At 76.2% G+C, this 20553-nt stretch carries 18 protein-coding genes and 1 pseudogene; 5 read left to right on the top strand and 14 right to left on the bottom strand.

Annotated elements, in window-relative coordinates:
• Positions 1-2: 2 nt before the first annotated feature.
• From IF83_RS0108365 to IF83_RS0108390, 6 genes are all read right to left on the bottom strand, one after another.
• Positions 3-566, bottom strand: coding sequence for a hemerythrin domain-containing protein (locus tag IF83_RS0108365; RefSeq protein ID WP_030543435.1), 564 nt, complete (start codon positions 564-566; stop codon positions 3-5).
• Positions 567-715: 149 nt separating this feature from the next.
• On the bottom strand, positions 716-2266 hold the full coding sequence (hpnR, locus tag IF83_RS0108370) for a hopanoid C-3 methylase HpnR (protein ID WP_078843289.1): 1551 nt from the start codon (positions 2264-2266) through the stop codon (positions 716-718).
• On the bottom strand, positions 2257-3978 hold the full coding sequence (locus tag IF83_RS0108375; RefSeq protein WP_030543437.1) for an enoyl-CoA hydratase-related protein: 1722 nt from the start codon (positions 3976-3978) through the stop codon (positions 2257-2259). Before IF83_RS0108375 ends, hpnR begins: the two co-directional genes overlap by 10 nt.
• Positions 3979-4209: 231 nt before the next feature.
• Positions 4210-4563 (bottom strand): hypothetical protein, encoded by a 354-nt coding sequence (locus IF83_RS0108380; RefSeq protein ID WP_030543438.1) that lies wholly within the window; start codon positions 4561-4563, stop codon positions 4210-4212.
• A gap of 112 nt (positions 4564-4675) precedes the next feature.
• Positions 4676-4912 carry a DUF7848 domain-containing protein gene (locus tag IF83_RS0108385; RefSeq protein WP_030543439.1) on the bottom strand — a complete coding sequence of 79 codons (237 nt, stop codon included), beginning with the start codon at positions 4910-4912 and terminating at the stop codon, positions 4676-4678.
• The gene (locus IF83_RS0108390; RefSeq protein ID WP_158711015.1) at positions 4909-5151 is read right to left on the bottom strand and encodes a hypothetical protein; all 243 of its coding nucleotides are present in this window, start codon (positions 5149-5151) and stop codon (positions 4909-4911) included. Before IF83_RS0108390 ends, IF83_RS0108385 begins: the two co-directional genes overlap by 4 nt.
• A 261-nt stretch (positions 5152-5412) precedes the next feature.
• On the opposite strand from IF83_RS0108390, the gene IF83_RS0108395 reads away from it, so the two are divergent.
• Positions 5413-5661: a DUF397 domain-containing protein gene (locus IF83_RS0108395; protein ID WP_030543441.1), complete on the top strand. Its 249-nt coding sequence runs from the start codon at positions 5413-5415 to the stop codon at positions 5659-5661.
• 91 nt (positions 5662-5752) lie between these two features.
• On the top strand, positions 5753-6661 hold the full coding sequence (locus IF83_RS0108400; RefSeq protein WP_030543442.1) for a helix-turn-helix domain-containing protein: 909 nt from the start codon (positions 5753-5755) through the stop codon (positions 6659-6661).
• Positions 6662-6880: 219 nt separating this feature from the next.
• Here IF83_RS0108400 and IF83_RS34620 read toward each other — a convergent pair.
• Positions 6881-7480, bottom strand: a pseudogene (locus IF83_RS34620) (DUF309 domain-containing protein); the annotation flags it as partial.
• 454 nt (positions 7481-7934) lie between these two features.
• Positions 7935-8303 carry a hypothetical protein gene (locus IF83_RS0108410; protein WP_030543444.1) on the bottom strand — a complete coding sequence of 123 codons (369 nt, stop codon included), beginning with the start codon at positions 8301-8303 and terminating at the stop codon, positions 7935-7937.
• 435 nt (positions 8304-8738) lie between these two features.
• On the opposite strand from IF83_RS0108410, the gene IF83_RS0108415 reads away from it, so the two are divergent.
• The 3 genes from IF83_RS0108415 (at position 8739) to IF83_RS0108425 (ending at position 12817) form a co-directional block, all read left to right on the top strand.
• Complete coding sequence (locus tag IF83_RS0108415; RefSeq protein ID WP_030543445.1) at positions 8739-10730, top strand: amylo-alpha-1,6-glucosidase; 1992 nt, start codon at positions 8739-8741, stop codon at positions 10728-10730.
• 249 nt (positions 10731-10979) lie between these two features.
• Positions 10980-11864: a DUF2382 domain-containing protein gene (locus IF83_RS0108420; protein ID WP_030543446.1), complete on the top strand. Its 885-nt coding sequence runs from the start codon at positions 10980-10982 to the stop codon at positions 11862-11864.
• 500 nt (positions 11865-12364) lie between these two features.
• On the top strand, positions 12365-12817 hold the full coding sequence (locus IF83_RS0108425; RefSeq protein ID WP_030543447.1) for a DUF5709 domain-containing protein: 453 nt from the start codon (positions 12365-12367) through the stop codon (positions 12815-12817).
• A gap of 77 nt (positions 12818-12894) precedes the next feature.
• On the opposite strand, the gene IF83_RS0108430 is transcribed toward IF83_RS0108425, so the two are convergent.
• The 6 genes from IF83_RS0108430 to rfaE2 all read right to left on the bottom strand — a co-directional run bounded on the left by IF83_RS0108430 (position 12895) and on the right by rfaE2 (position 20461).
• On the bottom strand, positions 12895-13353 hold the full coding sequence (locus tag IF83_RS0108430) for an SRPBCC family protein (RefSeq protein ID WP_037679146.1): 459 nt from the start codon (positions 13351-13353) through the stop codon (positions 12895-12897).
• Positions 13354-13541: 188 nt separating this feature from the next.
• On the bottom strand, positions 13542-15332 hold the full coding sequence (locus tag IF83_RS0108435) for a phytoene desaturase family protein (RefSeq protein WP_107046724.1): 1791 nt from the start codon (positions 15330-15332) through the stop codon (positions 13542-13544).
• Positions 15329-16513: an NAD-dependent epimerase/dehydratase family protein gene (locus tag IF83_RS0108440; protein ID WP_030543450.1), complete on the bottom strand. Its 1185-nt coding sequence runs from the start codon at positions 16511-16513 to the stop codon at positions 15329-15331. Before IF83_RS0108440 ends, IF83_RS0108435 begins: the two co-directional genes overlap by 4 nt.
• A 512-nt stretch (positions 16514-17025) precedes the next feature.
• Positions 17026-17163 (bottom strand): hypothetical protein, encoded by a 138-nt coding sequence (locus tag IF83_RS34045; RefSeq protein ID WP_167343577.1) that lies wholly within the window; start codon positions 17161-17163, stop codon positions 17026-17028.
• 401 nt (positions 17164-17564) lie between these two features.
• Positions 17565-18632 (bottom strand): glycosyltransferase family 9 protein, encoded by a 1068-nt coding sequence (locus tag IF83_RS0108455; RefSeq protein ID WP_051722578.1) that lies wholly within the window; start codon positions 18630-18632, stop codon positions 17565-17567.
• The gene (gene rfaE2, locus IF83_RS31830; protein WP_078843300.1) at positions 18629-20461 is read right to left on the bottom strand and encodes a D-glycero-beta-D-manno-heptose 1-phosphate adenylyltransferase; all 1833 of its coding nucleotides are present in this window, start codon (positions 20459-20461) and stop codon (positions 18629-18631) included. The genes IF83_RS0108455 and rfaE2 overlap by 4 nt, the downstream gene beginning before the upstream one ends.
• Between the last annotated feature and the right edge of the window lie 92 nt (positions 20462-20553).

The following is a 20553-nucleotide window of genomic DNA, read 5'->3' on the forward strand; positions in this document are numbered from 1 at the left end:
GGTCAGCCGCTCTTGCCGCGTCCGGTGAGGGCGTCCCGGGCGCGGTCGACGAGACCGGTCCCCGGGGCGAGCAGCTTGTTGGCGGGGGGCTTGGACGGGGAGGCCGGGTGCGGCCGGGTGGGTGCGGTCTGCTTGGCCTGGCGGACCTTCTCGCCGAGCCGGTCGAGTTCTTCCGCGTCCACGGCCGCGCGCAGCCGGGGGAAGAGGGTGGTCTCCTCGTCCTCTATGTGCAGGCGGATCTCCCGCATCAGGGTGGTGATGAGGCGGTCGAAATCGGGGTCGTCCGCCTCCAGGCGCTCCAGCTGCTTCATGGTCCGCTCGGCGGAGGTGTGGTCCTCGATCTCCTTGTCGGCGATGGAGTCGCCGTCCGGCAGGTACTGGCGCACCGCCGGGTAGAGGTGCATCTCCTCGGCGACGGAGTGCCGGACCAGTTCGATGACGGCCTCCTCGGCGAGCTCCTTGCGCCGGGGATCTCCCGGGGGCAGCGCCTCGATCCGGCCGAACATCTCCTCGACCTCTCGGTGGTCGGTGGCCAGTTCGTCGATGACGTTTCCGCCGTGTCCCATTCCGGCTCTCTCCTTCTGGCTGTCGTCCCGCTGTTGGCTCGCGTCGTTTCGCGTCCCCGGCCGGTGCCGGGTCCGGACCGCGTACCCCTGGCCCGCCGGGGCCTAACGTCCGCGCGGGCAGCACCGGGAGGCCGGAGGCCGCGTCCCGTTCAGCCGGCGGGGGCGCTGCCGTCCGGCTCGGCCGGCGCCGTGCCGTCCCGCTCCGCGGGGGTGGCGTCCTCCGCCGTGCGGGTCCTGACCGGCCGCGTGTGGACGTAGAGTTCGCGCCGCCCGGGCGTGGTGCGGCGTTCCGGCAGCGGCAGGTGGTAGCGGACCGGGCGGGCGTGATCGGCGAGTTGGCGGTCGGCGTTGTAGACCTGGCCGAACTTCCACAGCATGCGGGCGAAGTTGGTCTGGCCGCGGGCGAGGTTGCGGCCGAGGACGCCCAGCGCTCCCACGGCCGTGCGCAGGCCGAGGTGCTTGCGGTTGATGACGGCCTGGGTGCGGACGAGTTCGCGGTAGAAGGCGTCCAGCGGCAGGGTGGTGGGGACGACGGCGTGCTGGATGTCGAAGAGCCGGTAGTCGCGGGTGGTGAGCTGCCTGGCCTCGGTGTGCCAGACCTCGGTGCCGGGGTACGGGGTCATCACCGTGAGGTGCACGATCTCCGGCACGGAGAGAGCGAACTCCCGTACCACTCGGAAGCGTTGCTCGTCCCAGGCCGGGTCCACGATGAGGTTGATGGCCACGGTGATGCCGAGTTTCCGGGCCCGCTCCAGGGCGCGGAAGTTGTCGTCGGGGCTGACGCGCTTGCGGTAGAGGTCCAGCCCTTCGGCGTCGATCGCCTCCATGCCGAGGAACATGTACTTCAGCCCCAGCCGCCGCCAGCGCGCGAACACCTCCTCGTTGCGCAGCAGGACGTCGCTGCGGGTCTCCAGGTAGTAGCGCTTGCGGATGCGGCGGCGTTCGAGTTCGGCCGCGATGCCGTCGCCGTGCTCGGGGCGGATGAAGGCGACGTCGTCGACGATGAAGACGTTCGGCTCCCGGATGGAGGCCATCTCCTCGGCGGCGCCCTCCGGGGACGCCTTGCGGTAGCTGCGTCCGTAGAAGGTCCAGGCGGAGCAGAAGGAGCAGTCCCAGGGGCAGCCGCGGGTGAACTCGATGGAGGCGCAGGGGTCGAGCTCGCCGATGAAGTACCGGTTCCGTCTCCGCATCAGATCGCGGGCCGGGCGCGGCTCGTCGAGGCTGTCGAGGAGCAGCGGCGCCGGGCCGCGTCCCGCGGTGGAGACGAGGCCCGGCACGCTCGTCAGGCCGCCGTCCCGGACGGCCGCCATGAGCGGGGCCATGGCCGGCTCGCCCTCCCCGCGCACGACGGCGTCGACCGCGCCGTCCGCCTGTGCCAGCACGTGGTCCGCGATGAACGAGACGCTGTGCCCGCCGAAGAAGACGAAGCAGTGCGGCAGCACCGTCTTGGTCATCCGCGCGATCTCGATGGCCTCGGGGATGTTGGCGAGGTAGTTCAGCCCGATGCCGAGGACTTCCGGGGCGTAGGAGACCAGTTCGCGGTCGAGCAGGTCACGGGAGAGCACCTGGAGGTCGACGACGCGCACCTCGTGCCCCGCCCCGCGGATCGCGGCGGCGACCCGTTCCAGCCCGAGCGGCTCCAGCCGCAGGAAGAGTTCCGAGTACATCAGGGCGCTCGGGTGGACGAGCATTACGCGCATGTCATGTCTTTCACCGGCGGTGAGGGGATCTCGGTGCGCCCGGCCGGGGTGAGCGCGGCGGGCCCGGGGCGGACGAACGCGGCGCGGCGCGCGTGGTACGGGTCGCCGTCGGAGAAGAAGGCCCGGCGCATCCGCTCCTGCTCCTCCTCCCGGTGGGCGCGCAGCGGACGGATCTCCTCGTCGCGTTCCCGGGCCGGCTTCTTGTCGGCGATCCGCACGGCGAGGCCGGGGTCGCCGGCCAACTCGGCGGCCATCCGGACCACTTCGCCGCCGAACTCCCTCGGCGCACAGTCCAGGACGCGGTCGGCGAGCCCGGTCCGCCGGGCCTCGGCCGCGCCGACCGGCAGCCCTTCGGCCATGAGGGCGGCGGCGCGGTCGGCGCCGGCCCGCCGGGGCAGGGTGTACGTCCAGAACGCGGAGCCGTACAGCCCCGTGCGCCCGTAGTGCGGGTTGAGGACGGAGCCGGAGCGGCACCACACCTCGTCGGCCGCCAGGGCCAGCATCGCGCCGCCCGCCGCGGCGTTGCCGCCGAGCGCGGCCACCACCAGCCGGTCGGTGGTGGTGAGCACGGCCTCCACCAGGTCGTTGAGCGCGGTGAGGTTGGCCCAGGACTCCTTCGCCGGGTCGTCGGCGCCCTCGATGACGTGCAGGTGCAGGCCGGTGGAGAAGAAGTCCCGGGCTCCGCCGAGGACGATGACCGAGGTCGGCCGGTTGCGGGCGAAGCGGAAGGCGGCGAGGAGCCGCCGGCAGTGCGAGGTGCTCATCGCGCCGCCCGGGAAGGAGAACCGCAGGTGGCCGACCGGGCCGCGCTCCGCGTACTGGATGTCGGTCCAGGTGCGGCGCTGGGCGGGGAGCCGCAGCGGGGCGTGCACCTCGGGGAGGTCGGGGAGGAGGCCGCCGAGCGCCAGGGTGGCGGGGCGCCGGACGGCCGCCGGGGCGCCGGGCCGCCGCTTGGGGCGGAGTTCGGGGATCCAGACGGCCCCGTCGGTGGTGGCCCGGCAGATGGCGCCGGCGCGAGTGGCGAGCAGATGGCCGGGGCGGCCGGCGAGCCGGTCCTCGGGGTGGCCGCCGTGCAGGAACCACTCACCGCCCAGCAGTTCGTCCAGGACCCCGGGGCGGGAGTCCGCGCCGCGCAGTTTGGCGAGCACGGTGGCGGTGGAGTCCCGTTCCCAGTCGATTCGGCGGAGTTCCTGCGTGAAGGGGGGCCGGCGAACGACCCGGGTCTCGAGGGACGCCTGCGGTACCGGGCGGTACGTCCCCGAGGCGAATCTGGCTACGGCGAGCAGCACCGCCTCGGCGGCCGCGTCGGCGATCTCACCGCGCAGGAAGTCGCCCTTGCCGGCCGGCGGGACCTCGCAGGAGACGGAGGCCCAGATGTCGCCCTCCTCCGGTTCCTTCGCCGCCCGCAGCACGGTGACGCCCCACCGGTCCGCGCCTTCCCGCAGCGCCCAGTCCAGCGGGGACGGCCCGAGGTCGCCCGGCGGCGCGGTGCGCACGAGCAGGCAGGGGTGGGCGGTGCGGACGTCCTCCGGGAGCGGCGGCGCGGGGTCCGGCGCGATGAGGAGCTGGGGGGCGCAGTGGCGCACGGCGCGGCGTACGGCTTCGTCACCGTCGGGTGTCAGCCGTTCCACCGTGTGGCCGTGTTCCCCGAGCTCGGTGTACAGCCTCTGTGCCAGGCTGTTGAACGCGCTCGCGACCAGCAGAATCTTCATGACGCCTCCTGATGCCCGGTTCTGGGCGGACGTCCGGGCGGACGGCCGTGACGGACCGGACGATCCTGACCCGGAGGAGGCGCCGGGCGGCGGCAACCCGGCGGGCGCGGCGGTGAAGTGCGTCCGCTCGGGGGAACGCGTCACGCCTGGGGGAACGCGTCATGCCCGGGGCCCGGCCGTGCGGTGACGACGGCCGGGCCCCTTGGTCGGGCGTGTTCTCGCGACGGGCGGTTACGGGCCGCCCTCCTTCTTCTGCCGGCGGACCGCCTCGTAGTCGCCGGAGGCCGGCGCGGCGCCCCGGGGTGGCGGGTCCTCCGCCACGGGCGGCCGCCAGGCGGCGTGCTCCTTCTCGCCGGGCTGCACGCCCGGCACCGGCCCCTCGGCGATCTCGGGCTGCTGTTCGTCGCTGCCGGCCACGTTGGGGGTGTCGGCCTTGCCGATCGGCAGGTCTCCGGGGGCCGCGGCGCCGTCCTGTTCCGGGGTGGCCTCGGGGCGGATGTGCTGCTCCTCGCGCCGCTCCGCGTCCGCGCGCTGCCGGTGCTCCACGGAGTCCGGGGAAGCGGCATCGGGCTGTCGGTCGTGCATCGTTCGCCTCCTGGCACGTGGTGGGCGGGCTGCCACCCGCGTACCCGGGGAGAACCGGTCGTAACGGTCCGCCGGGGCCCGTGCGGTGCGGTGTCCCGGAGCCCGGCGCGGGTCAGGAGGTGGGGAAGGCCCGCCAGAAGCGGTGGACGATCTCCCGGAAGCCGGTGTGCCCGGGCCCCAGGGCGGCGTGCCGGGCCGCCCACTCGTAGACGGCGCCGGCCTCGTCGGCGGCACCGGAGGAGTGGGTGCAGCTGGTGCACTCGACCTCGTAGACGGCGGGCGGCGCCTCGGGGGCCGGCTCTCTGCGCAGCACCCAGTCGGCGTGGCGGTGGATGGTCTCCGCGCTCATACAGAACCTCTCTGCTGCGGGTAGGCGCTGTGGGCCGCGCCCTCGGCCGCCTCGCGGGGGGTGGCGGGCCGGACGTCCTGGGGTGCCGCCTCCCACTCGCGACCGCCCTCGGGGCGGCGCAGATACATGCGGCCGCCCTGGGTGTCCATGACGACTCCTACCCGCCCCTGCCTGGCGTCCAGGGCGAGCTCGCCGATGGCGCAGCTCGAAGCGGGCTTGCGGTTGCTGCTGACGCTCACCACTCCTCTGTGCTCCGCCGGTCGGTCTCCCGCGCGCCGGCGACGGCCTGCTAGGGGCGTGCTCGGACACGGCCGCACCGCCGGCGTCCCCCGCCCGCCTTCCCGGCAAGCGGCGCGGCCGTGTCCGGTCTCACTATCGCGGGAGTCGCTCGATCACTGCAAGTACATCTGCAAGAACACTTGCAATTGCATTCGTTGAGGACTTCAGTACGGGGTGACGGTAGGTCACGCCCGTGCCCGGAAAATCAAGAGAAGAGGCGAATGGTGCAACAGAGTTACGAGAACGGTGTGTCGGCGGCGCGGCTGGTCGGGGCGGCGTGGCAGAAGAGCCGCTACAGCAACCCCAGCGGCAACTGCGTGGAGCTGGCCAGGCTTCCGGGGGGCAGCATCGCCCTGCGCAACTCGCGCGATCCGGAGGGGCCCGCCCTCGTCTACACGCTCGACGAGATCGCCGTCTTCCTCCTCGGCGCCAAGGACGGCGAGTTCGACGCCATGGTCGGCGAGAAGTGACCACCCGCCGCGCGGTGACTCTCTGTTGCTGTACGAGACGGCCCCAGTGGTGGAACACTGGGCACTCGCCCATTCACTCAGGGGAGCCAGCATGACCGCCGCTCGGCCGGGCCTTGAACCATCGATAAGGCGCTTTCTCGAGCATCCGCAGGGTGGACCGACCGTCCTGCGGATCGTCCTCGGCACACAACTCCGCAAGCTGCGCGAGGCGCGCGGTGTCTCCGTCAAGGCCGCCGCCGAGGCGATCCGGGGCTCCCACGCCAAGATCAGCCGGCTGGAGCTGGGGCGGGTCGGGTGCAAAGAGCGCGACGTGGCGGACCTGCTGACGCTCTACAACGTCACGGACGAGAACGAGCGGCAGGACTTCCTCGCCCTCGCGCGCCGGGCCACCGAGCCCGGCTGGTGGCACCAGTACAGCGACATCCTTCCCGGCTGGTTCGAGACCCACCTCGGCCTGGAAGAGGCCGCCTCCGTCATCCGCACGTACGAGAACCAGTTCGTGCCGGGCCTGCTGCAGACGGAAGGGTACGCCCGCGCCGTCACCTACCTGGGGCACCCGCGGGCCGCCGCCTCGGAGATCGAGCGCCGCGTACGGCTGCGGATGACCCGTCAGGAGCTGCTGCACCGGCCGGGCGCGCCCCGGCTGTGGGCGGTGCTCGACGAGGCGGCGCTGCGCAGGCCGCTCGGCGGCAACGCCGTGATGCGGGAGCAGATCGAGCACCTCATCGAGATGTCGCAGCGGCCCAACATCGTGCTGCAGGTGGCCCCGTTCAGCATCGGCGGCGTCTCCGCCGCGGGCGGCCCCATCACCATCCTGCGGTTCCTGGAGCCGGACCTGCCGGACATCGTGTACCTGGAGCAGCTGACCAGCGCGCTGTACCTGGACAAGCAGGAGGACCTGGACAACTACCTGGCCGTCATGGACCGGCTGTGCGCGGAGGCGGACCAGCCCAGCAGCACGGTGCCGTTCCTGGAGAAGATCCTGGCGGAGCTCGGCTGAGACCGGCTCCCCGCGGGCGGGCGACCCGCGGGGACGGACCGGTGCGTACGGGCGGGCCGCGGCATTGGCGCCGCGGCCCGTCCGTGTGCGCGGAGGCGGAGACGGCGGGGCTCAGCCGGGGGTGCCGGCGTCCCCGGTGGCCTGCTCCGTCCCGCCGGTCTGCCGCGCCTGCCCGCCCTGCCGCGTCTCCCCGGCGCTCCCGCCCGTCGCGCCGGGCGGGCGGAGACGCGGGGGTGCGGCGGCGGCCGGTGGCGTTCCGTCCGCGGCGAGCCGGGCGGCGGCGCGGCGGGCCCACGCGGTGAGCCCGGCCGCGTCGATACCGTACGGCGGCGTGGCGGCGTAGGGCTCCATGCCGTCCGCCGCCCGCTCCAGCAGCGCGACCGCTCCCCTGGCATTGCCGCGGGCCGCGTGGGTCATGCCGACCGCGAGCTGGGCCATGGCGCGCCACAGCCCCCGTTCCGGCTCCTCCCCCGCCGCCTTCCAGGCGTCCTCCAGCACCTCGTGGGCGTGGAAGGGTTTGCCCTCGTCGAGGAGCCGCTGCGCCTCCTCCAGGGTCTGGCCGGGGGTGCGGGGGATCCCTTCCGGCTGGCGTTCGACGCCCGGTGCGCCGTAAGGCAGGGGCCTGCCGAGTCCGTCGCGCGGGCGGGCGTTGCGCGCGCGGCCCTCCTCGTCGCGGTCGCGGTCGGCGGTGCCGCCGTCGCTGTCGCCGGGCTCGCCGGGATTCGTGCCGTCACCGTCCCGGCTGCCTTCGCCGTCCTGGTCGTCCGCGCCGTCCTCACGGCCGTCGCCGCCGGGCGTGTCCGCGAGGGGCGTCGGCACACCGGTGCGGGCCCGGTCGGAGGTGCCGCAGTTCTCGCAGACGGTGGGGTCCGGTCCTTCCTTCATCCGGCCGCACTCGTCGCAGACCCGGTCGAGCCAGCACGCCGGGTCACCGCCCTCCTGCTGTCGTTCAGTCTCCATCCGCCGATGGTGCACCCTCCCGGCCGGTATGGCGCCACCCGGGTGCCGGTCCGTTCCGCGGAGGGCTGCCGGCGCGGGTGCGAGGGGGCAGCGGGCCCGGGCCGGGAAACGGGAAGGTCCCGGCCAGGACGGGGGGACCTGGCCGGGACCGCAGGGGGAGCGCCGTCGTCCGCGGTCGCCTCACGGCGAGCGGAACCGTATCCCTGTTCGGTCAGCGGCGCTTGAAATAGTTTAACCACGAATCAGTAGTGGTCTGTTACCCCACCCGCACCGGATTCCCGGCGGTCCCGGGGCCGGACGGGGCCGCGCCCGTTCAGTCGCGCGGGGTGATGCGCAGCCGGATCTCCATCTCCTGGTCGCCGGAGGCGCTGCCCTTGTCCTCCGCGTGGAAGCACTCCTCCAGCGCCTCGCGCACCTTTCCGACCGCCTGGTAGCCACCGGAGAGGTCCGCGATGACGGCGCCCTCCAGCGGGCCGCCGTCCACATGGCCGCCCGACCGCGCGACGTCCACGGTCGTCGACCACACCGTGGGGCGGCCGTCCGCGGCGCCGGGGCCGTGGCCGGCCGGTTCGACGACGAGCGGGAAGGCCCGTCCGAGGGCGGCGAACACCGCCTGTGCGTCGTCCCGGGCACAGTCGGTGAGCTGGACGCTGACGTGGGTCGGCCTCTGCTCGGTACTCATCGGCGGCGCTCCTCTGCCCGTCGGGGTGTGCTTGCTGCGGGTCCGCTCCCCCACGAACCGTAGGAGACGCGGGGCGCCGGTGCGCGCGGACGCCCCCGACCCGCGGGGGCCGTGACGCGCGCGCCACCGGTTCGGATCAGCCGGGGGGGGCACGCGGGCGGCCCTCTCCCCGCGTGCCCCGTTCCCGGTGGCGTATCCCCGCGCGCCGCACCCCGGTTCGGCGGCTCCCGGCCCGGCCCCCGTACCCGTCCCCGGCGGGGGCTGGACCGGTACGGCGAACTCGCGCGGCGCGGCTCGCGCGCCACCGGGTGCCGGACGCCGCCTGTGATACCGATTTCCCGCGAGCCCCCGGCCGATCCGCACCGCGGCGGGGTCCGCGCCCCCGGCCTCCTGGAACCCGCTCCGCAGGGAGCCCGACGAAGGGCAGTTCCCCCGATGACCGGACACCATCTCCTCGTACACGACGGCACGTTCGCCGCGGTGAACGACTCCGGCGACATCACGGAGGCGCGCGGCGCCTCACCCGACGGGCTGTTCGCGCGGGACGCGCGCCACCTCAGCCGCTGGCGGCTCGCCCTGGAGGGCGCCGCCCCGGAGGTGCTCGTCCCCGCCGGGCAGGCCGGGCCCGACCGGCCGCTGGCCGCCGTCCTCACTCCGCCGGGCAGCCGCGCGGAACCGCCCGCGTACACGGTCTTCCGCGAACAGGCCGTCGCGGACCGGTCGTTGCTGGAGCTGCTGCGGGTGACGAGCAACCGCCCCGCCCGCACCGTCGCGCGGATCGCGCTCACCGTTGACGCCGACTTCGCCGACCAGTTCGAGCTCCGCTTCGAGAACCGGGTCTACGAGAAGCCGGGCGCGGTCCGCTCCGCGCTGGAGCGCCCCGACGGCGTTGAGTTCGGCTACGAGCGGGTGGCGCCCTCCGGTGAGCCCTCCTGGCACTCCCGGACCGTCGTCCGCGCGGTGCCCTCGCCGGAGGCGGTGGCCCGGCCCGGCGAGGGCACCGCCCGGATCCTGGAGTGGCGGATGGAGCTCCCGCCGCACGGAGCGGCCGAGATCCTCGTCCAGGCCTGCGCGCTGCCCTCCGGCACGGCTCCCTCCTCTCCCCCGCACATCCGGCCGCCGGGCGACGCCCTGGCGCGGGTCGCCGCCGACAACGAGTCCTTCGCCGGCGCCTATCCGCGGCCCCGCGACGTCATCGGCTGGACCGGGCTGGCCCGCGCCTGCGAGCAGGGGCTGGCCGATCTGGCCGGGCTGCGCGCCCCCGCCACCGGCCCGGACGGCGAGCCGCTGCGGGTGCCCGCCGCGGGCATCCCCTGGTACCTGGCCCTGGTCGGCCGGGACGCCCTGCTGACCTCGCTCTTCGCCCTGCCGTACCGGCCCGGGCTCGCCGCCGCGACGCTCCCCGCGCTCGCCGCCGCGCAGGGCCAGGCCCACGACCCCGAGCGCCAGGAGCAGCCCGGCCGGATCGTGCACGAGCTGCGCCACGGCGAGCTGTCCTGCTTCCGGCAGGTGCCGTACGGGCGCTACTACGGGGCCGTCGACTCCACCCCGCTCTTCCTCGTCCTGCTGCACGCCTACACCGAGCGCACCTCGGACACCGGCCTCGCGGTGGCGCTGGAGAAGCAGGCGCGGTCCGCGGTCGACTGGATGTTCCGCGACGGCGGCCTGTCCGGACACGGCTGGCTCGCCTGTGCCGCGCCCGGCGGGGTGGAGGGCACGGCCGCGGCCGGCCGGAGCTGGAAGGACACCCCCGGCGCGCTCTGCTTCGGCCGGGAGGTGCGGACGAAGGGCCCGGTGGCGGTGGCGGAGGTGCAGGGGTACGCCTACGACGCGCTGGTCCGCACGGCCGCCCTGGCGCGCACCGTCTGGGAGGACCCCCGCTTCGCCGACCGCCTCGACGCGGCGGCGGCCGCGCTGCGCGAGCGGTTCCACCAGGAGTTCTGGATGGACGGGCCGGGGTTCCCGGCGCAGGCCGTGGACTCGGCGGGCCGGCGGGCCGAGGCGCTCGGCTCGGAGGCGGGGCATCTGCTGTGGTCCGGGATCCTGGACCGGGAGCACGGCAAGGCGGTCGGGCGGCGTCTGCTGGAGCCGGACTTCTTCAGCGGCTGGGGCATCCGGACGCTGGCGGCGGACCAGCCCGCCTACCACCCGCTCTCGTACCACAAGGGCGCGGTGCGGCCGCACGACAACGCGCTGGCCGTCCTGGGGCTCGCGCAGTACGGGCTGACCGAGCAGGTGCTCCAGGTGACCCGGGGTCTGGTGGACGCCGCGGCCGCCCACGGCTGGCGGCTGCCGGAGGTCATGGCGGGCTACGACCGGGGCGACCAGCCGGCCCCGGTGCCGTACCCGCACTCCTGCCGGCCGCAGGCCTGGGCGGCCGCCGCTCCGCTGGCCCTGCTGACGGCGGTGAAGGGCCAGGTGCGCTGAGGGACGGCGGGGGCGGATGCCGGCGGCGCGCGGCGCGAGGTGCCCGCAGACCGTTTCCGGGCGGTACTTCACCCGTATGGCCCAATGCCACCGGAAAACCCGGATCCATATCCGCCCACGGGCATGCCGGTGCGGGGACGAGGTGCGGGAACAGCCGTTCGCAGCGGTCGCAGGGGTGTGCCGGGCGAGGCGCAATGGAGAGAGAGCACGCCTGCTCGTCCCGTATGCACACGGAAGGAGTACGCAGCGATGACTGCACCGCAGAGCACAGGCCCGCAGGAACTGGCCGGCCGCTCCCTGTACGACAAGGACGGCCAGAAGGTCGGTTCCGTCCAGCAGGTGTACCTGGACGACGCCTCCGGTGAACCGGAGTGGGTCACGGTGCGCACCGGCATGTTCGGGACCAAGGAGACCTTCGTGCCGCTGGGCGGAGCGCAGATCTCCGCGGACCGGCTGCAGGTCCCGTACGGCAAGGAGGACATCAAGGAGGCGCCGCGCATCGACGCCGGCGGCCACCTGGATCCCGCCGAGGAGGAGAACCTCTACCGGCACTACGACATGAGCGTGGCCGGCGGCCGTCCCGGGCGCCGCCCCGAGGACACCGCGGGCAGCCCGAGGACCACCGGGCCCGGGCGCACCGCGGGCGCACCCGCCCCGGCCGGGGCCCCGGCGCCCGCCGCCCGCGAGCGCGAGACCGCCCGGGTCCGCGGCACGCCGGAGATGACGCGCTCCGAGGAGCGCGCGCACATCGACACCGAGCAGCACGAGAGCGGACGCGCCCGGCTCCGCAAGCACGTGGTCACCGAGGACGTGCACACCAGCGTCCCGGTCAGCCACGAGGAGGTCCGGGTCACCCGGGAGCCCGTCAGCCCCGAGGAGCGCACCCGTGCCTCCGCCTCCCCGATCGAGGAGAAGCAGGTGGAGATCACCCTCCACGAGGAGCGCCCCGTCGTCCGCAAGGAGACCGTGCCCGTCGAGCGGGTGCGGCTGGAGGCCGAGCGGGTGACCGAGGAGGAAGAGGTCAGCACCAAGGTCCGCAAGGAGCAGATCGACTACGACAGCGGCCGGGGGAAGGGCACCGCCGAGGGGCCCGGAGCGCGCGAACGCGGCGGTCGCGGCGAGCGCTTCACCTGAGGCCCGGTCCGCCCCGGTCCGTGTCCCGTCCGGGGCCCGGACCGGGTACCGGACGGCGGCACCGGCGGCGGCCGGGACGGAGGTTCCCGGCCGGTCGCGGTGCCGCCGTTCACGGTCGCCGCGCCGGACGGCTCGGCGGCCCTTCCGGACCCGGCCCGCCGCCGGTCGCCGTCCCGGGCGCGTACGTCCTGGGGACGGGCCCGGTTCCGCGGCCGGCACCCGGCGTTCCCGGGCCGGTGCGGGGCGGAGTGCCTTCGCCGGGCTTGTTTCCGGGACTCCGCGCCGGAACCCGGAACCCGGTTCCCGGGTGGCCCGGTGACCGGGCGGTCGAGTGGCCCGGTGGCCCGGCGGCCTCGGGCTCTCCCCGGCCGCGGCTCCTCGTCGCCGCTGCTCGGCGGGCTGCCCGGCCTCGTCCCACCGCATGACCACCGCTCGCGCGGGCACCCGAGCGGCGTGGGGGAAGACCGGGGGACGGACAGACGATGGAAGGAGCCGGTGCCGTGACCACGCCACACGACCCTGCGGTGGATCCCGAGGACGAGGGCATCCCCGACCTGCAGGACGGCACCCCTCAGCAGCAGCGGGCGTCCGACCCGCAGCAGATGCCGGTGCCGGGCGACAAGCCGACGTTCGCCGAGTTCCGCGAGACGACGCCGAACGAGGTCCGCGAGGGCGAGACGCTCGACGAGCGGCTCTCCGACGAGGTGCCGGAGCCGGACCCGGCGGAGCTCGCCGAGCCGCGCGGAGCCGCCGTCTGGGACGACCCGGAGGCCGACCAGCGGCCACTGGACGAGGACGAGAACGGCGAGGAGGACCCGCGCGCGGGCCTGCTCTACGACGAACCCGACCCCGACCGCCCCCGCGAGCAGGACGTCTACTCGCAGGAGGGCTCGACGCACGGGCTCTCGGCGGAGGAGGACGCGGTGCGCATCGTCGACGACGACCGCATCTGACGACGCTCGGACGCACACCGCCGCCGGCGGCCGGTCCCCGGACCGGCCGCCGGCGGCGTGTCATGGAACCGGCCGCATCAGGCGGGGACCGTCCGCCCGGAGTCCTCGGTGGCCTCCACGACGCGCGCCAGCCGGTGGAGCATGCGGCGGTGGCGGAGCTGGAGGAACGCCTCGGTGGCCATGCCGTGCAGCCGGGCGCCCGGCCCGGTCAGCGGGTGCTCGTCCACGATCACCAGGCAGTCCCCGCCCCACGGGCGCAGCTCGATCGCGATGCGCGCGGAGCCCAGCGGCCCGGCCTTGGCCTCCAGTTCGAGCCGTTCGTTCCGCTCGGAGATCCGGACCACGGTGCGCCCCTGGAACGTCCAGCGGCCCAGGCGCACGGTGTAGCGGATCTCCGAGCCCGGGGCGGGCCAGCGTGCGTCGATCTCCTCGGTCTCGTCGGTGCCGATGACCCACTGCTCGTACTTCTCGCCGTCGCAGAGGACGGCCCACACCGCCTCGGGCGGGCGGCGGATCAGCGCATACCGTACGGCCATGGGGCTCTCCAGTCTCTCTGTGGGGATATCGAGGGGGCCGGGCCCGGTGGGCCGGCGGGTTCGTGGCCGGCCGGGGTGCGGTTCCGTCCGGCGGGGGCGGGTGGTGCGGCTGGTGTGTCAGGGGCGAGCGGCGGGGGAACGGCCTGCGGGCCGGTCCCGGCGTTCCCGGCCCGGTCCGGCGGCGCCGTTCACGGGCCGCCCGGACGGACCCGTCCCGCGCCGCCCATCAGCGACCGCTGGAGCGCGGACAGCCCCGGGGTCAGGGTCCGGCGGACGGGGCCGCCCCGGCCGCGGAGCGCGGCCCGCGCGGCGTTCGCGCCGCAGGCGCCGTGGACGCCGCCGCCGGGGTGGGCGGAGGCCGAGGCCAGATAGAGGCCGCGGACGGGTGTCTCGGGGCGCCCGCCGCCCGGCACGGGGCGGAAGAAGAGCTGCTGGTGGATGCCTGCGGTGCCGCCGTTGAGAGCGCCCTGCCACAGGCTCTGGTCGCGCCGCTCCAGATCGGGCGGGGTGAGGATGCGGCGCGCGGTGATGCGGTCGCGGAAGCCCGGCGCGCGTCGTTCCACCTCGGCCTCGACGCGTCGCGCCATCGTCTCCGCCGCGGTCGGGCCCCAGTGTCCGTCCAGTCCCTCGCCGCCCGCGTCGCCGCGCACCTGGTGCGGTACGTGGGTGTAGGCCCACGCCGACTCCGTGCCGGCGGGCGAGCGGCCGGGGTCGGCCGTCGTCATCTGGCCGAGCAGGGAGAAGGGCCGGTCGGGGATGTGGCCGGTGGCCAACTGGGCGGCGTGACGGGTGAGGTGGTCCATGTCCTCGGCCAGGTGCACGGTGCCGGCGCCGGCCGCGGCGGGTGACGCCCAGGGGATCGGCCCGGACAGCGCCCAGTCGACCTTGAACGTCGCGGGGTCCCACTGGAAGCGGCGGATGTCGTCGCGCAGCCGGGCCGGCAGGTGCTCCCAGCCGACCAGGCCGCCGTAGAGCGCGGGCGCCGGAACGTCGGCGAGGACGGCGCGCCGGGCCCGTACCGGTTCGCCGTCCGCGGTGAGCACCCCCAGCGCGCGCCCCTCGCGGACCACGACCCGGCGCACCTCGGTGCCGCACCGCACGGCGCCGCCCCTGGCCTCCAGCCGGCGGACGAGGGCATCGGTGAGGGCCTGGGCGCCGCCCTCGGGCACCGGCCAGCCGTGCCGCTGGCCGATCATGGCCAGCAGCCAGCCGAAGGCGGTGGAACCGGGCGACTCGGGCTGGAAGTCGGCGTGCAGCGCGCAGCCGGCGAGCAGCATCCGCCCGCCGCTGCCGGTGAACTCCTCCTCCCCCAGCCGCCGTACGGGCAGCAGCAGGGTGCGCATCAGCCGCAGGCCGCCCGCGGCACGGAGCCGGGCGGCGAGCACCGCGGCGGAGCGCACCGGCGGGAAGGGCGTGAAGAGGCCCTGGAGCAGTTCGGGGCCGAGGCGGTCCCACAGGCCGACGAGCCGCAGATACGCCTCGCCGTCGCCCGTCCCGCTCTCCTCCAGGCTCTCGGCGGTGCGTTCGGCGTCCCGGTGGAGGACGGGGCAGCGGCCGTCGGGCAGCGGATGGGCGAGGACGGCGGGCGCGTGGCTCCAGCGGAGTCCGTACCGTTCGAGGCCGAGCGCGGCGATCGCCGGGGAGGCGACGGCCAGCGGGTGGAACGAGCTGAACAGGTCGCTGACGTAGTCGGGGTGGACGCCCCGGTCGCTGCGGACGCCGCCGCCGGGCACCGGCTGGGTTTCCAGGACGAGGACCTTCCAGCCCGCGTCGGCCAGGATGTTCGCGGCGACGAGGCCGTTGGGGCCGGCGCCGATCACCACCGCGTCGGCGTCGCCGGCCGCGGCGGGACGCGGTGCCGCGACGGGGCCCGCCGCCTCGGCCGGCGGGGCCGGGGCCGTGGCCGGGGTTGCGGCCGTGCCCGGGCCCGGGTGCGGCTCGTCCCGGCCGCCGGGTCCGGCCGTTCCGCGGGGCGTCATGTGCGCTCCCCCAGGCCGGTGGCGAATTCGCGGGCGCGGCCGCCGCCGGGGAGGCGGGCGGCCAGGGCGGGGGTCGGGCCGCCGGCGCCGTGGCGCAGGCCGGCGGCGAACTCCTCGACGGTCTCCTCCGCCGAATACCGCGGCTGCCAGCCGAGTTCGGTGCGGGCGCGCGTGGTGTCCATCAGGGGCATGCGCAGCACGGCCTCCAGGAGTCCGTCGGGAGTGGGGACGAGATGGAGCCGCCAGGCGGCCGCGGCCGCGGCCAGCACGGGCCGGGCGGGGACACGTACCGTCCGGGTTCCGAACACCCGGGCGAGCATCTCCGCGTCGACGGGCGGGTCCGCGGCGAGGTTGAAGGGGCCCCGCACGGGCTCCAGGACGGCACGGCGGAAGGCGTCGGCGGCGTCGTCGGTGTGCAGCGTCTGGAAGCGCAGCCCGGGCACGTCCGGCATCGCCGGGTAGCGCGAGGGGCGGACCATGCGGCGCGACAGCAGCGGACCGGCGAAGATCCGGCGCTGCTCGGCCGCCGACTCGCGCCGGAACACGATGCCGGGGCGGAGCCGGACCACCCGCATCGCGGGATGGTCCTGTTCGAAGGCGTCCAGCACCCGCTCCACATACGCCTTTTCGCGGCAGTAGGCGGAGGCGGGCCAGCCGTGCGTGGGCCAGCTCTCGTCGACACCGCTCTCCTTGGGGCCGGGCGAGTAGGCCGCCACCGAGGAGGCGTGGACGAGGGCGGGCACCCGGGCGGCGGCCGCGGCGCGGAACACCCGGGCGCTGCCCAGGACGTTGGTGCGCCAGGTCACGGCCGGCTTGTGCGAGGGGTGGAACAGCCAGGCGAGGTGGACGACGGCGTCGGCGCCCTCGAAATGCCGTACGAGGTCGGCCTGGCAGACGTCGGCGCGCAGCCACGCTGTCTTGTCGTCCCGGTCCGCGTGCTCCGGGCTGCCCGCTCCTCCGGCCCCGGCCCCGGTCCCTGCCCCGGCCGCCGGCCGTTCCGGCGGGGTGCCGGGCGGTCTGCGGGCGATGGCCAGGACCGAGCCGACCCGGTCGTCCTCCCGGAGCTGCCGCAGCAGCCCGGTACCGATGTTGCCGGTGGCGCCGGTGACGACGATGCGAAGCCCCCGATCCCGTTCGTCCCGGGCGGCGCCCGGTGGTGTGGTGCCGCTCTGGCTCGTCATGCTCGGCTCCTTCTGCTCCGGCAGGCTCCGGGTCCGCCGCTCGTGCCGCTTCCGGCGGGCCTGCCGCTCCGCGCCGTGTTTCCCGCTCCGCGCCGTGCTCCTGCTCTCCACTGCGCCGCGGCGCAGTGCCGTGTGGTGACGGTGTGCCGTGCTGCTTCCCTGCTGTGCCGCCGCCCTGGCGCTCATCGCGCCGGCGGGGGCGCTGTGGGCCGGCGTGCGGCCTTCCGGCTGTGCCCCGGGACCCCGGGGCGCCCATCCGGCCGTCCTGCCGTCGGCCCCCTGCCGGAACGGGGGGCGGGACGCGGCCCGCCCCCCGTCCCCCCTGGCTGCGGAGGGGATGCGGCGGGTTTCCGGCAGCCCGGGAGGGGTATGCCGGCGGCCGCGCCGCGGGCTCGCGGTGACCGGGCCGGGCCGGCCGTCGTGCCCGAGAGTCCGCCGTGCCCGACCCGTCCGCCGTGCCTGACCGGCCGTCTCCCTCGCGGGTGGCCGGGGACCCGCCGGATGGCCCGCCGCTACTCCTCGTCCTCGTCGTCCCGTTCGCCTTCCGCCTGGGAGGGCGTGGTGCGCGGGGTCATCTCGTGCTCCTGCTCGAGCGGGTCGTCGTCCCGGTCGCCCTCGGCCTGGGAGGGGGTGGTGTAGGTGTCGCTCATCGTCCGGTCTCCTTCCGTTCGCCGGCCCCGGATGCCCGGGGCCGGTGGGGCGCGGTGGCGGCCGGTGCGCCGGTGTCCTCCCGGCCGGTGGTCCGCCGGGACTTCGGGGAGGTGTCCCCGGTTCCGGTGTGCCCCCTGATGCAAGTGCCCCGAAACCGCTGTTTCACGACGCCTGCCCCGCCGGGACCGCCGCGGACGCCCGCAGTCGCCCGCTGTCCCTCCGGCGGCGGACGGGCCGGCTGCCCGGACGGAGCCGGCCGGCCGTGTGCCGGCCTGCCCGCCGGGTCGTCCGTTGGTCCTGCCGTCCGGTCGTCCGTTGGTCCGGTCCGCTGGTCCGGCCGTCCGTTGGTCCGGCCGTCCGGCCGTCCGGCTGCCTGTTCGCACGCCTGTCCGTCCATCCGTCATCCGCTGACGGCGGCTGCGGCGGCCGGGGGCCGCTGTCCGGCGCCGGGCGGTGGCGGGGCGGCCACCGGTTCGGGCAGCGTGGCCAGTGCCGCCAGGACCTCCTCCACCGTGATGCGCAGCAGCCGCTCGTCGGGCTGTTCACCATGGGCGTCGCCGGGGCGGGCCCCAGGGCTGTCGGGGTGCCACAGCGCCCGGTGGCGCGGGTCGTCCGGCGGGCCCCACAGCCGCGGCGCGACGGGCCCGAACAGAACGACGGACGGGGTGCCGAGGGCCGTCGCCAGGTGCGCCAGGCCGGTGTCGCCGACGACGACCGCGCGGGCGCGCGCGACCAGCGCGGCCAGATCGGGGAACGGCACGTCGGCGTCGCCGCCCAGCACGGCGGTGGCGGGCAGTCCCGCGTGGGCGGCGACCGAGCGGGCGAGCGCGCCCTCGCCCGCGCCGGCGGTGATGACCACGCGCTGCCCGGCCTCGCGCAGCGCGCGGGCCACGGCCCCGTACCGGTCGGCGGGCCAGCAGCGCGCGCCGGCGTCCGCGCCGGGGTGGACGATCACGGCGCCGGGGGCCGGCGACGGTCTGCCGGGCAGGGGGATCCGCAGGTCGTCCGGGTCGGCCGGGATGCCGTACCACTCCAGGAGCCGGCACCAGCGGGCGCGTTCGTGTTCGTCGTCCCGCCATTCCGGACCGGCGATGCCGGGGGTGTCCGGGTGGGCGTACGCCATCAGCCGGCCGGGGCCCAGGTCCCGCAGCGGCAGGTGGCTCGCGGGGCCGTTGCCGTGCAGGTCGACGGCGATGCCGGGGGGCGGGCCCGTCCACGCGACGCGTTCGGGTACCGCGCGCCCGGGCGCGGCGGCGGGGAGCAGGCGGTCGACGGTGCCGGTGGCGAAGGCGGCCTCGGCGAGCCGGGCCGGTGCGGCGAGCACCAGTTCGTGCGCCGGGTGGGCGCGGCGCAGGGCGCGCAGGGCCGGCACGGCGGTCAGCAGGTCCCCCAGGCCGAGGGCGCGGAGCACCAGCAGGGACGGGGTTCCGGGCGGTGCGGTGATGTCGATGATGTCGCGGGAGGTCATCCGGCGGCTCCGGGGGCTGTGCCGGCTGTGCCGGCCGTGGTGGTGGCCGCGGGCGCGAGCGCGGCGCGGCGTGCGATCTCGGTGGTGGAGCGGCCGTCCAGGTAGGGCAGGACGAGGGCCTGTCCGCCCCACTGGCGCAGGACCGGTGCCTCGGGGAGCGCGTCGACGCTGTAGTCGCCGCCCTTGACCCAGATGTCGGGGCGCAGGGCGCGCAGCAGTTCCTCGGGCGTGTCCTCGTCGAACACGGCCACCGCGTCCACGCAGCCCAGTCCGGCCAGCACGCGGACCCGGTCGGCCTGGTGGTTGAACGGCCGTCCGGGTCCCTTGAGGCGGCGTGCGGAGTCGTCGGAGTTGACGCAGACGATGAGGCAGTCGCCGACGCGGCGGGCGTTCTCCAGCAGGCCGACGTGCCCGGCGTGCAGCAGGTCGAAGCAGCCGCCGGTGGCGACGACGGTGCCGCCGCGGGCGCGTACGGCCTCGGCGAGCGCGAACGGGTCTTCGGGGCCGGCGGGCCGGTGGGCGGCGGACGGCCGGCCGCGCCACAGCGCGGGGTTTCCGGCGCCGCCCGCCGCGACGAACGCGGCGGCCTCGGCGACCGCCCGCTGCACGGCCTCCTCGGGGAGCGCGCCGTCGGCGAGCGCGGCGGCGGCCGCCGCGGCGAAGCGGTCGCCGGCGCCGCACGGGTCGCCGCCGGAAGCCTGCGGTGCCGGGACGAGCATCGGGCTGTCGCTCCCGGGGCGGGTCAGGAGGGCGCCGCGGGCGCCGAGGGTGACGGCCACCGTGGCGGCCCGCCAGCGTTCGGCGAGGCGGGCGCCGCGGATGCCGTGGGCGCGGAGGGAGTCGTCACCGGGGGCGCCGGTGGCGGTGGCGGTGCGGTCGGTGGCGTCGTGCCCGGCGGCGTTCCCGGCGGTGTCACGGCCGGCCGTCCACCCGGCGGCGGACTCGGCGGGGCCCGGGCCGGTGTCCGAACCGTCCGCGCCACGCGAGCCCGCAGCTCCGCCGGCGAGAGCCGCACCGGTCCGGTCCGCACCGTCGGACTCCGTGCAGGTAAGGGCAGTTGGGCGAGCACCCGGGCCGGGGTCCGGCGGCCCGCCGGGCACCAAGGCGCGGGCCTCGGCCGCGTTGGGCGTGGCCGGCCCGGCACCGGGCACGGGCCCCGGCTCGCCCCCGCCGCCCGCGCCCGGCCCCGCACCGCCGGCTTCCGTACCCGTACAAGCGCTTGGGCGAGCACCCGGGCCGGGGTCCGGCGGCCCGCCGGGCACCAAGGCGCGGGCCTCGGCCGCGTTGGGCGTGGCCAGCCGGGCGCCGGGCACCGGCTCGTCCCCGCGCGGATGCGGGTCCCACACCAGCGGTACGCGCCGCGCGGCCTCCGCGAGGTACCGGCGGACGGCGGTGGCCGTGCCGCGCCCGTAGTCGGCGACGAGGACCGCGCCCGCCCCGCGCAGCGCGGCCCGTACGGCGTCGTCCGGCTCCCCGGGGCTGCCGCCGCCCCGGTCGATCCGGACCAGCGGACGGCCGTCGGCACGGACCCGGATCTTCTCGGGCAGCGTGCCGTGCAGCGGCAGTTCGACGAGCCGGACGCGCGGGGAGAGCGCGGCGCGGACGGTGCGGCTCGCCGGGTCGTCACCGAGGGCGGTGACGAGCACGACCTCGCGCCCGTCCGCCGCGGCGAGGACGGCGGCCAGTCCGGCGCCGCCGGGGCGGCTGCGGTCGCCGGCGACGTCCACGACGGGCGCGGGCGCGTCGGGGGCCAGGCGCTCGGCCGTGCCGTCGATGTCCCGGTCGAGCAGGACGTCACCGACGACGACGAGAGGCGGACGGTGGTTCATGATCACCTCGCAGCTGCGCTGTGCGGGTCCGGCGCGGCGTGGCGTGCCGTTCCGGGGGTGGTCCGGCCGGGGGCGGCTGTGTTCCGGCCCGG

This window comes from Streptomyces albus subsp. albus, assembly GCF_000719865.1.
Classification (GTDB): Bacteria; Actinomycetota; Actinomycetes; order Streptomycetales; family Streptomycetaceae; genus Streptomyces; species Streptomyces albus_E.